This window comes from Pontibacter mucosus (assembly GCF_003054055.1).
GTDB classification, from domain to species: domain Bacteria; phylum Bacteroidota; class Bacteroidia; order Cytophagales; family Hymenobacteraceae; genus Pontibacter; species Pontibacter mucosus.
In genome coordinates, this window is record NZ_QBKI01000005.1 from 311,509 (window position 1) to 325,121 (window position 13,613).

General features: G+C 54.2%; 15 protein-coding genes. 10 read left to right on the forward strand and 5 right to left on the reverse strand.

The window, feature by feature from the left end; all coding sequences use genetic code 11:
• Positions 1 to 134 precede the first annotated feature (134 nt).
• The 9 genes from C8N40_RS11910 (at position 135) to C8N40_RS11950 (ending at position 8,364) form a co-directional block, all read left to right on the forward strand.
• Positions 135 to 746, forward strand: a complete 612-nt coding sequence (locus C8N40_RS11910; protein WP_108211981.1) for a fumarylacetoacetate hydrolase family protein — start codon at positions 135 to 137, stop codon at positions 744 to 746.
• Positions 733 to 2,649, forward strand: coding sequence for a M23 family metallopeptidase (locus C8N40_RS11915; protein ID WP_245905091.1), 1,917 nt, complete (start codon positions 733 to 735; stop codon positions 2,647 to 2,649). Before C8N40_RS11910 ends, C8N40_RS11915 begins: the two co-directional genes overlap by 14 nt.
• Before the next feature lie 173 nt (positions 2,650 to 2,822).
• A complete protein-coding gene (bcp, locus tag C8N40_RS11920; RefSeq protein WP_108211982.1) occupies positions 2,823 to 3,272 on the forward strand; it encodes a thioredoxin-dependent thiol peroxidase in 450 nt (149 codons plus the stop codon).
• 184 nt (positions 3,273 to 3,456) lie between these two features.
• Entirely contained in the window at positions 3,457 to 4,314 is an 858-nt protein-coding gene (locus tag C8N40_RS11925) for a transketolase (protein ID WP_108211983.1), read from the forward strand.
• Between the two features lie 48 nt (positions 4,315 to 4,362).
• Positions 4,363 to 5,754 (forward strand): vWA domain-containing protein, encoded by a 1,392-nt coding sequence (locus tag C8N40_RS11930; RefSeq protein ID WP_108211984.1) that lies wholly within the window; start codon positions 4,363 to 4,365, stop codon positions 5,752 to 5,754.
• 60 nt (positions 5,755 to 5,814) lie between these two features.
• Entirely contained in the window at positions 5,815 to 6,768 is a 954-nt protein-coding gene (locus C8N40_RS11935; protein WP_108211985.1) for a transketolase family protein, read from the forward strand.
• Positions 6,769 to 6,901: 133 nt separating this feature from the next.
• Positions 6,902 to 7,441, forward strand: coding sequence for an RNA polymerase sigma factor (locus C8N40_RS11940; protein ID WP_092100270.1), 540 nt, complete (start codon positions 6,902 to 6,904; stop codon positions 7,439 to 7,441).
• 40 nt (positions 7,442 to 7,481) lie between these two features.
• On the forward strand, positions 7,482 to 7,916 hold the full coding sequence (locus tag C8N40_RS11945; protein WP_245905092.1) for a hypothetical protein: 435 nt from the start codon (positions 7,482 to 7,484) through the stop codon (positions 7,914 to 7,916).
• Positions 7,906 to 8,364: a Spy/CpxP family protein refolding chaperone gene (locus C8N40_RS11950; RefSeq protein ID WP_245905093.1), complete on the forward strand. Its 459-nt coding sequence runs from the start codon at positions 7,906 to 7,908 to the stop codon at positions 8,362 to 8,364. The genes C8N40_RS11945 and C8N40_RS11950 overlap by 11 nt, the downstream gene beginning before the upstream one ends.
• 114 nt (positions 8,365 to 8,478) lie before the next feature.
• Here the strand turns inward: C8N40_RS11950 and pepE are convergent, their stop codons facing one another.
• The 3 genes from pepE to C8N40_RS11965 form a co-directional block, all read right to left on the reverse strand.
• Positions 8,479 to 9,198, reverse strand: a complete 720-nt coding sequence (pepE, locus tag C8N40_RS11955) for a dipeptidase PepE (protein WP_108211987.1) — start codon at positions 9,196 to 9,198, stop codon at positions 8,479 to 8,481.
• 281 nt (positions 9,199 to 9,479) lie between these two features.
• Entirely contained in the window at positions 9,480 to 9,743 is a 264-nt protein-coding gene (locus C8N40_RS11960; protein WP_108211988.1) for a hypothetical protein, read from the reverse strand.
• Positions 9,744 to 9,844: 101 nt separating this feature from the next.
• Positions 9,845 to 10,075 carry a hypothetical protein gene (locus tag C8N40_RS11965; RefSeq protein ID WP_245756114.1) on the reverse strand — a complete coding sequence of 77 codons (231 nt, stop codon included), beginning with the start codon at positions 10,073 to 10,075 and terminating at the stop codon, positions 9,845 to 9,847.
• Positions 10,076 to 10,317: 242 nt separating this feature from the next.
• On the opposite strand from C8N40_RS11965, the gene C8N40_RS11970 reads away from it, so the two are divergent.
• Positions 10,318 to 11,412 (forward strand): MBL fold metallo-hydrolase, encoded by a 1,095-nt coding sequence (locus C8N40_RS11970; RefSeq protein WP_108212082.1) that lies wholly within the window; start codon positions 10,318 to 10,320, stop codon positions 11,410 to 11,412.
• 59 nt (positions 11,413 to 11,471) lie between these two features.
• On the opposite strand, the gene C8N40_RS11975 is transcribed toward C8N40_RS11970, so the two are convergent.
• Complete coding sequence (locus C8N40_RS11975; RefSeq protein ID WP_108211989.1) at positions 11,472 to 11,660, reverse strand: hypothetical protein; 189 nt, start codon at positions 11,658 to 11,660, stop codon at positions 11,472 to 11,474.
• A gap of 260 nt (positions 11,661 to 11,920) precedes the next feature.
• Positions 11,921 to 13,453, reverse strand: coding sequence for a sensor histidine kinase (locus C8N40_RS11980; RefSeq protein ID WP_108211990.1), 1,533 nt, complete (start codon positions 13,451 to 13,453; stop codon positions 11,921 to 11,923).
• Positions 13,454 to 13,613 lie beyond the last annotated feature (160 nt).

Genomic DNA, 13,613 nt, shown 5'->3' on the forward strand with positions numbered 1-13,613 from the left:
TATCAAACACAGGCTGAAGCAAGTATAAAGAGCTCGATTGCGGTGCTGCAGGTGGCAGAATTATTTTACCGATTTTGCTGGGGCTCTCCGTTTTAAGTCCTATTTTTGAAAAGAGAACTGAAAACACCCTTTACATGAAGATAGTAGCCATCGGCAGAAACTACGCCGATCATATTGCCGAACTCAAAAACGAAGTGCCCGATGAGCCCGTGATTTTTTTTAAGCCAGACACGGCCGTGCTTCGGAACAACGAGCCTTTTTATTACCCGGAGTATACCAACGATGTGCACCATGAGGTGGAACTGATCCTGCGCATCAGCCGCGAGGGCAAGAACATCGACCCCAAGTTTGCCCACAAGTACTACGATGCCATTGGCCTGGGCATAGACTTCACGGCCCGCGACCTGCAGGCCAAAGCCAAGGCCAAGGGCCTGCCGTGGACGTTGGCCAAGGGTTTTAATGGCTCTGCCCCTATTTCCGAGTTTCTGCCGCTGACCGAGTTTACGGACCTGCAGAACATCAACTTCAGGCTGGACGTGAACGGCGAGACCCGGCAGCAAGGCAACTCAAAAATGATGATGAACTCCTTTGACGACATCATCGCCTATATTTCAAAATTCATCACCCTGAAAAAGGGCGACGTTATATTTACAGGAACACCAGAGGGCGTAGGCCCGGTAAAAATTGGAGACAGGCTGGAAGGATATGTTGAAGACAAGAAACTCCTCGACTTTGAAGTTAAGTAAAAAGCAATTCGCCACAGCCCTACTTGCACTCTTTACCACCTGTGGCGCGATGGCGCAGATGCCGGCAGAGCCCCCTATGCCTGCCCCGGCAGATTATTTCCTTTTCCCGATAAAGCCGGGAGAGCGCAATTACCTGTCTGGCACGATGGGTGAGATACGCTCGAACCACTTCCACGGCGGCCTCGATATCAAGACCGACCAGCGGGAAGGGCTGAACGTATATGCCGCTGCCGACGGGTACATCTCGCGGGTGAAGCAATCGACCTATGGCTATGGCAACATCATCTACGTGACGCACCCCAACGGGCTGGTGACTACCTACGCCCACCTGCAGTCGTTTTACAAGCCTTTGGCCGACCACATGCTGCAGAAGCAGTATGAGCGGCAGACCTTTGAGCTGGAGCTTTTCCCGGAGCCGGGGCAGTTTCCGGTAAAGCGCGGCGACGTGATTGGCCTTTCCGGCAATACCGGGGGCTCGGGTGGCCCGCACCTGCACTTTGAGATCCGCGACAAAGAGGACCGCCTCTACAACCCGCTGCGCTATACTTTCAAGGAGGTGATCGACACCACCCCGCCAGATATTTATAGTATAGGCATCTCGCCGCTCAACATCCACGCCCGCGTGAACAACGAATTTAGCAGGGCCGAGCTGCGCACCACGAAGGTGGGCAGCAATTATACGCTGCCCGACACGGTATACGCCCACGGCCTGGTGGGGCTGGAGCTGCAGACCATCGACCGCCTGGACGGCGCCACGAACAAGAACGGCACGCAGGAGGTCACGCTGTTTGTGAACGGGGAGCAAGTGTACACGCACTACATCGACCGGGTACCGTTTGAGCTGTCGCGGCAGGTGTCGCAGCACATTAACTATAACCAGTACCGCAAAAGAGGCAGCACGTTCCAGAAAGCTTTTGTGGACCACGGTAACGACCTGCCACTCTACCAGACCAACGACCAGGACGGCCGCCTACGGGTTCAGCCCGACCAGGTGTACCAGGTAAAGCTGGTGGCCCGCGACTCGTATAACAACGCCTCCACCTTGAGCTTTGTGCTGAAGGGACAGAAGCCGACCTTCACGCAAACCAAGTCTGCCACCGTGAAGAAACCGGCCATCAGCGGCTACGAGATCATCGGCAATGTACTAAAAATAAGTGCTGCCGACACCAGCAGCACTCCGCAGAACATCGAGCTGTTTGTGGGAGGCCAGGATCTGATGTTGGTGCCAAGCTATGTGCGCAATTCTGTGTCGGTAAGCCTTTACGACCTGCGCGCTGGCCTGCCCGACTCCATGCGCTTCTGCGGGCTGAAGACCAGCTTTGGGCTGGAGCAGATGGTGCCGCCGGCACAGGATTTCCAGCACCGCAACGAGTACCTGCAGCTGAGCTTCGACAAGCAGTCGCTCTACGACACGCTATACTTGCAGACCAGCCTGGAAAACGGCGTCTATACTATCGGCGATTATTTCACGCCGCTGCACAAGGCCATTAAGGTGACGTTGAAAGCTGACACCACCGGGCTGGACAAGAGCAAGGCAGCTGTATACTTCCTGGGCACCGGCCGTGGCCGTGGCTTTACCGGCGGCAAGTGGGAGGGCAATACCATCACCTTCACGACCCGCAACATGGGCAAATTTAAAGTGATGGAGGATACTAAAGCCCCCACCATCCGGCTCCTGAGCAAGAGCAGCAAGGGCATCAGCTTTAAGATCTCAGACGATTTGTCGGGCCTGAACTCCTACAATGCCTGGGTCAACGGCCAATGGCTCCTGATGAAGTATGAGCACAAGCAAGCCACCATCTGGTCTGAGAAGCTGGATAAAAATGTACCTTTGTCCGGGGAGGTAGTGCTGAAGGTAAAAGATAACGCCGGCAACGAGGCGGTGTATAAAACGACTATTTAAATTTTAAAACCCGAATCACGACACACGTATCACGTAACACGACTATGATACTTGACTCATAGACAAGGGATAATTGGTAAGCCCACGTTATGCAGCTCTTTTGTCCTTTGTCACAAAGTCTGATGTCCAGAGTCGTGCTACGTGATACGTGCTACTTAATACGTAAAAAAACTATGCAACTGAACATCGGAGACAAGGCTCCTGAATTTGAAGGGAAAGACCAGAACGGCAACACCGTAAAGCTGAGCGACTACCGCGGCAAAAAGGTGATTTTATACTTCTACCCCAAGGACAACACCAGCGGCTGCACCGCCCAGGCCTGCAACCTGCGCGACAACTACAACGACTTGCAGCAAAAAGGCTACGAGGTGATTGGGGTAAGTACAGACAGCGAAAAATCGCACCAAAACTTCATCAGCAAGTATGAATTGCCTTTCACGCTCATCGCCGACACCGACAAGAAAATTGTGGAGCAATACGGCGTGTGGCAGGAGAAGTCGATGTACGGGCGCAAGTACATGGGCACCATGCGCTATACCTTCGTGATTGATGAAAACGGCACCATCCAGGACATCATCACCAAAGTAAAAACCAAAGAGCACGCCGCCCAGATAGTAAAGTAAAAACAGAAAACGCAGCCGCTCCCTTTCGCAGCTGCGTTTTTTTGTTATATTTGACCACTTGTAGAAGTATGGCTTCTGCAAAGTATAAACCAAGGCTGCGCCCGGTACATCCTGTAAAGTATAAAAGTATGGACTGCCCGGCCACGCCACAATAAATCATTTAAGAACCAACATTTAATCGAACGTGAATCCACATAACCTAAGCATCGAAGAGCTGAAGCAAAAGGCCGCACAGGTGCGCCGCGATATTGTGCGCATGGTACATGCCGTTAACTCCGGCCACCCCGGCGGCTCGCTCGGCTGCACCGATTATTTCGTGTCGCTATACTTTAAGGTGATGAACTATAGCACCGATTTTACCATGGAAGGCAAAGGCGAGGACCTGTTCTTCCTGTCTAACGGCCACATTTCGCCGGTATGGTATAGCGTGCTGGCCCGCGCCGGCTTCTTCGACGTGAAAGAGCTTGCTACCTTCCGTAAACTGAACTCCAGGCTGCAGGGCCACCCTACCACGCACGAGGGACTTCCGGGCATCCGGATTGCCTCCGGCTCGCTGGGACAGGGCTTATCGGCGGCCCTCGGCGCCGCGCAGGCCAAGAAACTGAATAACGATGACAGCCTGGTATACGTGCTGATGGGTGACGGAGAGCTGGAAGAAGGCCAGATCTGGGAAGCTGCCATGTATGCCGCCCACCACAAAGTAGACAACATCATCGCCACCGTGGATAAGAACGGCCAGCAGATCGACGGCTCTACCGACGAGGTGATGAGCCTGGGTGATTTGCGCGCCAAGTTCGAGGCTTTCGGCTGGCACGTGCTGGAGGCCGACGGCAACAACTTTGAGCTACTGCTGCCCGCCCTGGACGATGCCAAGGCCGCTACCGGCAAAGGCAAACCGGTGCTCATCCTGATGAACACCGAGATGGGCTTTGGCGTGGACTTTATGATGGGTTCGCACAAATGGCACGGCGTGGCCCCTAACGACGAGCAGCTGGAGATAGCCCTGCAGCAACTGGCCGTAGAGCAAGCTTCCGACTACTAAGCTAGACGTTAGCACCTGGTTCGCCGCCCCTCAACTGGTCTTACGCGCATGCTACGCTGGAGCAAAAGTATAGCCGCCATCTTTGTATTGCTGATACTTTCAGCAACGGGAGGCGCTTTTGCCCAGGAGAAAAAGCCGCAGCCCAAAACGCGTATCCTCTTTTTGCTCGATGCTTCGGGCAGTATGATGGCCAAGTGGGAAAACAGCGACCGCATGACGGTAGCTAAAAACCTGCTCAGCCATCTGGTGGACTCGCTCGACCGTTACGATAACGTGGAGGTGGCGCTGAGGGCCTACGGCCACCAGTTCGGGCGCGAGCGCAACGACTGCAAGGACACGAAACTGGAAGTGCCTTTCGGGGAGGATAACGCCACGGCTATCAAAAAGAAGCTGGACGCAATTGTGCCGCGGGGCAACACCCCCATTACTTACTCGCTGCAGCAGGCAGCGGGCGATTTTCCGGAGGACCGCTCACGCAACGTGGTCATCCTGATTACGGACGGGCTGGAGTCCTGCGGCGGCGACCCTTGTGCTACCTCGGAGGCTCTGCAGAAAAAGCGTATTTTCCTGCGTCCCTTCGTGATTGGCATCGGCATAGAGCCGCAGCAGGAGCAGCAACTCGACTGCATCGGGCAGTACTTCAACGCCGCCGATATCAAGACCTTTGAGCGGGTGCTGAGCGAGATCGTGACGCAGACGCTGAGTCAGACCACGGTGAGCGTGGAGCTGCTTGACGAGCAGAACCGCCCGCGCGAGACTGGCGTGAACATGACCTTTGTGAACGCCATGACCGGCGAGGCAGAGTATGATTACGTGCACTACCTGGATGCCAACGGCAAAACCGATGTGCTGGACGTGGACGCGCTCCTGCCCTATCACCTGGTGGTGTACACCACGCCACCTGTGGTAGAGTCGAACCTGAAGATGCAGCCGGGCAGGAACAACGTTATCCGGGTAAAGGCGCCGCAGGGTGAGTTATACTTGCGCCAGGATGGCCCATCGCCCTACAGGTTGCTCAACACCATTGTGCGGCAGGCCGGATCGGACAAAACGCTGCATGTGCAAAGCTTCGGCGAGCGCCACAGGTACCTGACCGGCAAGTATGATTTGGAGATCCTGACCGTGCCGCGCATCATGCTCCGCAACGTGGAGGTGAAGCAGGGCGAGACAAACACGATCACCATTCCGCCGCCGGGGCAGCTGGCCATCCCCTCGCAGGTGCAGGGCTACGGCAGCGTGTACGAGCTGCACGAGAGCGGCGCCCAGCGCTGGGTGTGCAATCTGCCGGAGGAGAACAGCAAATTAACCATGCCCCTGCAGCCGGGCAAGTATAAACTGGTGTACCGGATGAAATCGGCCCAGTCGAGCAAGTTTACCTTTGTGCAGGATTTTACCATCCGGTCCGGGGCGACGACGACAGTAAGAATTTTTAACCGATAAAGCGGGGCAAGCTGGAAGTATAAAGCCGCCTCCTGATCAGCTTTAAGAAAAAACATACAGATGAAAGAGTATACTTATACAGAGAAAAAAGACACGCGTTCCGGCTTCGGCGATGGCCTGTTGGAATTGGGCCGCCAGAACCCGAACGTGGTAGGCCTGTGCGCCGACCTGACCGGCTCGCTGAAGATGAACGCTTTCCAGAAAGAGTTTCCGGAGCGTTTCTTCCAGGTAGGCATCGCCGAGGCGAACATGATTGGCCTGGCCGCAGGTATGACGATCGGCGGTAAAATTCCTTTCGCTGCCACGTTTGCCAACTTTGCCACCGGCCGCGTGTATGACCAGATCCGCCAGTCTGTGGCCTACTCGGGCAAGAACGTGAAAATATGCGCCTCCCACGCGGGCCTTACGCTGGGCGAGGACGGTGCTACGCACCAGATCCTGGAAGACATCGGGATGATGAAAATGCTGCCCGGCATGACGGTGATAAACCCTTGCGACTACAACCAGACCAAGGCGGCCACCATCGCCATTGCCGATTATGATGGCCCGGTATACCTGCGCTTTGGCCGCCCTGTGGTGCCTATATTCACCCCTGCCGACCAGAAATTTGAGATTGGCAAGGCCGTGATGCTCAACGAGGGCACCGACGTGAGCATCTTCGCCACCGGCCACCTGGTTTGGAAAGCCATACTTGCCGGCAAAACCCTGGCCGAGAAAGGCATCTCTGCGGAGATCATCAACATCCATACTATCAAGCCGCTGGATGTGGAGGCGGTGCTGGCCTCCGTGGCCAAGACCCGCTGCGTGGTAACGGCAGAGGAGCACAACCGTCTCGGCGGCCTCGGCGACAGCATCGCCCAGGTGCTGGCAACGGCACACCCTGCACCGCAGGAGTACGTGGCCGTGGACGATACCTTTGGCGAGTCTGGTACCCCGGAGGAGTTGATGGAAAAGTATGGTTTGACGGAAGGCAACATTGTGGCCGCCGCCGAGCGTGCCATCAGCAGAAAGTAAACAGATCCTATACAAAAGCGCATAATTAGAGCGGGAGGTACGGCGGTATCTCCCGCTCTTTTTTGTATACTTGCTCTTTCCTCAGGCGGAGTATACCCCTGAGCCCGCTACCCCTGATTACCTGGACGTTCCTTTGGAAGACAAAGAGTTACTCGAGAAATTCGCCCGGCCCGAGAGCCGTAACATGGCCTTTAACCAGCTTGTGCGCAAGTACCAGGAAAAAGTGTACTGGCACATCCGCAAGATGGTGATCGACCACGACGATGCCGATGACCTAACACAGGAAGTGTTTGTAAAAGTATGGAAGAACCTGGATAACTTCCGCCAGGATGCACAGCTTTATACCTGGATCTACCGTATTGCCACCAACGAGTGCCTTTCTTTCCTGTCGAGTAAAAAAAGGAAATTCTTTCTGCCCCTCAACGACGTTACCGCTGAACTGATGGAGAAGGTGGAGTCCAGCCCCGAGCTGGCCGGCGACGAAGTGCAGAAAAAACTGCAGAAGGCCATCCTGCGCCTGCCCGAGAAACAGCGCCTGGTGTTTAACATGAAGTACTTTGATGAGCTGAAGTACGAGGAAATGTCGGAGATACTGGGTACCTCGGTGGGCGCCTTAAAGGCCTCGTACCACATCGCGGTAAAAAAGATTGAAGAATTTCTGAAGCAGGATTAAACTATTGGCAGTGTACCCCATCTAACGTTTAGAGTTGACTATGATGAAGAAAGATTTTAAGCTCAGCGACATTCCCAAGCGCAACCCCTACCAGGTACCGGAAGGCTACTTCGACCGGCTGCCGATGCAGGTGATGGAGCGCACCGCCGCCCGGGAAAAAGCAGGCTGGCTGCCCAACCTCTGGCAGCCGCTGCGCCTGGCCATGGCTCCGCTGTTGCTGTTGCTGCTGGTGTTTGTGGGCGTGTATTACTACAGCGCCTTTAACGGGCAGGACAAGGTGCTGGTAAACCTGGCCGCCGTTCCGGACACTGAGATTATGAATTACCTGAGCACCTACGCTACACTGGAGACAACGGACTTTGTTGAGCTGAACACCCTGCGGGAGCAGGATCTGCCGGCTGATGTATTAAACATAAGCGCCCAGACCGCCGAAGCGGAACTGGAGTACTATAACCTGAATACCCTTGACTACTAATTCACCCATGAAGCGTTATACCTTATTTTTATTTTTCAGCTTTATGCTGATGCTGGGTAGCGTTGCCGCTAATGCACAGGACAGCCGCACAGAGAACGTAGAGGCAGCCAAAATTGCCTTCCTCACGGACAAAATGGAGCTGACCGCAGAGCAATCCCAAAAGTTCTGGCCCCTCTATAACGAGTATGAGCAGAAGCGCCGCACCCTGATTAGAGGTTACCGCAGCGGCTACCGACAGGACGTAGACGCGCTGAGCGAGCAGGAGGCCAAGGCCCGCATCGACAACATGTTCCTGACCAAGGAGAAAGAACTGGAACTGGAGAGAGAGTACGCCTACAAGTACCTCAAAATCATTTCCAACAAGCAACTGATAAAGTTATACCGTGGCGAGCGGGACTTTACGAAAATGCTGCTCAAACGCCTTGACGAGAAGCGCGCGAGCAACTAAGTATAAATTTGGCTAAAGTTGAGAACGAAGAGGGCGCTACCGCAAGGGGCGCCTTTTTCCATTTCAGGTGAACGTATAAAGCCCGGTGCAGTTCAGCATCCGGGCTTTATACGTTTAGTACACGTCCAGCAGGAAGTTCAGGTCGTCGGTTGGCTTAAACTCCATCGGCTTCTCGCTTTGCAGGAACACGCGTGCCGAATGCGGCCCGAGCAACTGCATTTTATCCCCCTGCACGCGCAGCATGCTTCCCTCACGCAGCCCCACCACCGGCTGGCGGTTGTGGTGATGAAACTCGGCAATGCGGGTGTCGCGGGTTTCGCCCATGTGCGTGGAGTTGGGGTCCGGGTCCAGGAAGTGTGGGTTGATGTTAAAGGGCACCAGTTGCAGCGCATCAAAGGTCTTCACGTGCACGATGGGCATGTCGTTAGTGGTGCCGATGGTCCTGCCGGCCACGTTGGTGCCGGCGCTGGTGCCGATGTACGGCATCCCCTTCGCAGCACGCTCCTGAAGCGCGTCTACCAGCTTGTTCTGGTACAGCTGGCGCAGCAGCACAAACGTGTTGCCCCCGCCGATAAACACGGCCTCGGCCTCTTTTACCGCTTTCACCGGGTCATCGTACTCATGCACACCGCTCAGGCTGATGCCCCATTTCTCGAAAGGCTCGCGCGCCTTGGCCGTATAATCCTGGTGTGAGATGCCGCCCGGGCGGGCATAAGGTATAAATAAAATGCTGCTCTTACCCTGTAGCAGGGCTTTTATCTCCTCCTGCGCATGCTCCAGGTAACCGGTGCCATACGTGGTAGAGGTGCTTATTAAAAGTAGGTTTCTGCTCATACCCAAAGATAGGGATTTTGCAGCTTTGGTGAAGGGAGGAATAGATGTATTGGAGGAAACGCCAGGTTATGCGGTCGGCATTAAAGTATAAACACCTGCCGGTCTGGCGCAAGCGTGCCAACAGTGGCGAAGGGTGGCCACTAAAGAGTTTGGAAGTATGGCACTTAAGCCAATTGTAAAGTATAAACCTGGGGCAAAAGCTCAGGAGCATGCACTCCCTCATATAGTATGAGGGTAGGTTCTCAGAAAAGGTACCCTGAAACGCATCAACTGCAGCCCTTTCAGTCCCTGTCTTTCTTCTGGGGTTTGAGCTTTAGCTTGATGGTTTCTAGGTAAGGCTCCAGCTGGCGGTTGCTGGTGAGGGCACGCACCAAGCCAATGCTCTTCAGGTCGTAGAGAAACCAGAGCTCCACATAAAAATCATAAAGCCAGTAGAGGTCTATTTTGCACCAGCCTTTGATACGGTGATGTATGTAGTGGCCGTGGTCAAGGGCCAGGGTTGCCTGCAGGTGCGGCGGCAACTCGTTAAATTCTTCGGCACTCATGGGTAAAAGTCTCCTCTGCTACACTATCCAACTAAATTAAGTTAAAAAAAAGGCTGCGCGAGGCAGCCTTTATAGTTAAACGTAAGTTTCAGAATTTTGGTCTAGTTCAGGTGAAGTGTAAACAGCTCAAAGCGAGAGGAAGCAAAACTCCAGTGTGATGTCGAAGGATGAATTTCTACCCCATCCTCGTCCATGATCGTAACTGCAAACCCGTCGCCCGTGTTAAGGGGCTCCGTGAAGTGCTTCACCGGGTAAACCTTTCCTTCCTCAATCCACTCCTCCGGCTCAAAGGCTGGCAACGACGCATCCACGCACTTTGCGTAAACGGCCATATAGCTTGGGGGTACGAATAAATTAACCATATCAGTAAGTAAACTTTTCCTTAAATTAAATAATTCCTGCAAACCCGCAAATAGCAAAGCAAATTTTGCGGGCGGCTACTTTACCGGCACAAAAAACGTGCCCTCATGGGGCAGAGCCACAAAAATAGGTAATGCACCAATTTTGGCAGCTTTCGGGGCAGATGTTTCGTAAGTACAGGTTCAGGTTCATTCTCAAAAAAAGAAACAAACTTATGGCAGCAACATCAGCGCAACACGCTACTCCTAAAAGACACACCTTCCCTGTTGCCCCCCGAGTTTGGGGCCTCAAGACTGTAATGGTAAACTTATACTTTGTGGCGAACCCCGATGGCTCGTGGGTGCTGGTGGATGCGGGCATTCCCGGCAGCGCCAACAAGATAAGGGAAGCCGCCGCCCAGACCTTTGGCCCTGACAGCCGGCCCAGCGCCATTGTGCTCACCCATGGCCACTTCGACCACGTGGGGGCTGTAAAGGAGCTTGCCGAACTCTGGGCTGTTCCCGTCTACGCTCATCCCATGGAGTTTCCGTACCTGACCGGCCAGAGCAGCTATCCGCCACCAGACCCAAGTGTGGGTGGCGGCGCCATGGCCTACCTGTCGTTTGCTTACCCTAAAAAGCCGATAGACATTAAAAGCCACCTGGAGCTGCTGCCCAAAGATGGCACCGTGCCGGGGCTGGAAGGGTGGCACTGGATCTATACGCCCGGCCACACACCGGGGCACGTGTCCCTTTTCCGGGAGGAGGACCGCCTCTTGCTTGCCGGAGACGCTTTTGTGACCCGCCATGGAGAGTCGGGCCTGGCTGTGATTATGCAGAAACGTGAGGTGCACGGCCCGCCCGCTTACTTTACCCCCGACTGGGGCTCCGCCCATCATTCCGTGGAGGCCCTCTGCGACCTGGATCCGGAAATTGCCGCGACCGGCCATGGCTTGCCTATGACCGGCGAGGAACTGCGCCAGCAGCTCAAGCGCCTGGTGCAGGATTTCTGGCTGGTGGCCGTGCCCAAGCATGGGCGCTACGTGCACGAGCCCGCCGTGGTGGATGAGTATGGCGTGGTGTCGGTGCCGCCGGCTGTCAGCAACCCGGTGCCAACCGTGCTGGCCGTGGCCGGAGCCGTGGCATTGGCAGGGGTGGCCTGGGCTGCCATGAGCAAGCGCAACAACAGGAAAGGCTATAGCCACAGCAAAAGGTCAAGGCCTGGTGCAGGGCAGCGGCCCTACTCCCACAACCGCGTGCTGCGCGACACACCGGCCGCGATAGACCCGGACTACACCAACCCAACGGATCACACTAATAATTATCCATAAAAAAGAGAGGGCCAGGAAGTATCATCCTGGCCCTCTCTTTTTTTACTTTATACTTTGGCTTAGCTACCTGGGTGGTTCTTTCTGCCCGATCCGCTCTTTTTGCCTCCGCCGTCCTGCTTGTTCACGGTGGCCCAGGCGCGCTTTTCAGCCTCTTCCTGGCTCACACCTTTCTTTTGGTAGCCCTCTTCTATATGCTCTGCCTTGCGCTTCTGCTTGTCAGTATAGGCTGATTTATCTCCTCTTGGCATAATATCTCCTTTCGGTTAAGTTATACAAACTGATACCGTATTCTCCGGCTCATACCCTTTTACGAGTACATTGCTAAGAATGGCGACATCTGCCCGAAATCAATCAGTTTGAATTGTAGGCCTGGTAAGTATAAATTAGCTGGACAGACGAAGCCTATACTTTAACGGGGAGCTTTAGAGATACACCAGAGACTTTACCAACCGGTGCAGCGCATCCAGGTATAGGCGTAAGGTTTAAGCTTATACTTGGGCGGGTGTTATCACGGCTGTTGGAAGTATAGCCTGAAGGTGGACCCCTTGCCCGGCACACTGTCGAGCTCGATACGGTCTCCGGAATTGTCGAGGATGCGCTTCACCAGGTACAGCCCCATTCCGGTGCCCTCCACATGCGTGTGCAGCCTCCTGAACATCGAGAAGATCTTCTGCTTATACTTCTCATCTATACCCAGGCCGTTGTCCGACACCTGCAGTACATACCTCCCACCCTGCAGCTCTGTTCTTATTTTAACGACTGGCCTCCGATCCGGGGAGGAGTACTTGATGGCATTGGACACCAGGTTAAAGAGTATACTTCTGAGGTTTTTCCGGGAGTAGCTGAGCTGGTCAAACCCGGATAAATCTCTCTCAACCACTGCGTTGCAGGAGTAAATCAGGTTCTCCAGGTTTCCTTCCACCTCATCCAGCATTTCGGCCAGGTATACCTGCTCCACCTTGTTTTCCTCATGCTGTATCCGCGTCACATCGGTCAGGTCAAGTATAATGCTGTTCAGCCTCGTTATCGAGTTCTCGATGCGGCTGAGTACCTCCTGGTGCTTCTCCAGGTCAGAGCCAAGGTCGTACTTTAGCAACGAGAAGAGCCCTTCCAGGTTGGATATCGGAGCTTTCAGGTCGTGGGAGGCCGTGTACACAAAATTATCCAGGTCGGTGTTGATGCGGTGCAACTCCTTGTTTTTGCGCATCAGGTCCTCGTTCTTCTTCTTCTCCGACAGGTCCCGGGTAATCTTAGAGAAACCGATAAGTTGCTTTTCCGCGTTGTATACCGGCGTGATCAGCACATTTGCCCAGAAGGTGCTGCCGTCCTTGCGCACCCGCAGGCCCTCATCTTCAAACCGCCCATCCTGCAGCGCCCGGCTAAGCTCATACTCGGTATAATTTCTCTGGTTCGCCTCCTCGGGGTAAAAAGCAGAGAAGTGCTTGCCGATGATCTCCTCGGCTTTATACCCTTTTATATTTTCGGCGCCCTGGTTCCAGGAAATAACAATGCCCTGCGGGCTGAGCATGAAAATAGCATAGTCACTTATACCCTCCGTCAGCAGCCTGGCCCGTTCCTCGCTTCGGCGGAGCTCCTCCAAGGTTTGCGTGAGTCTGTCTTCCAGCCGTTTTTTATCCGTCAGGTCGCGCGTCACCTTCGAGAAACCGAGCAGATCGCCGGTTTTAGCGCTTCGGATAGCCGTAATCAACACGTTTGCCCAGAACAAGCTACCGTCCTTCTTCACGCGCCACCCCTCTTCCTCAAAGCTGCCATACTGGGTAGCATGTTCCAGCTCCATCTCAGGGTGCTTGATGGCCTTGGCCTCCTCGGGGTAAAACTGGGAAAAATGCTTCCCGATAATCTCCTCTGCCTTGTACCCCTTTATGGCTTCTGCCCCTGCGTTCCAGGTTTGCACATACCCGGTTGGGCTCAGCAAAAAGATAGCATAGTCGCGCACGCCCTGCACGAGCAGCCTGTAAAGATCCTGGGTTTCAGAAAGAAGTTCGGAAGTACCTTTTAAGATATGGTTTTCGATACTCATCTAGATAAGTCCTCTGTTACCGATAGACTTTATATTGTAATAGCTATATGACAATCCTACTAATACTAAAGATAGGAAAGAATGTTGGATAAAATGTTTATAAAAACTGCTTTTACCACCGTTGATGCAAGTACGGCGTTTATACTACACTTTTCAGTCC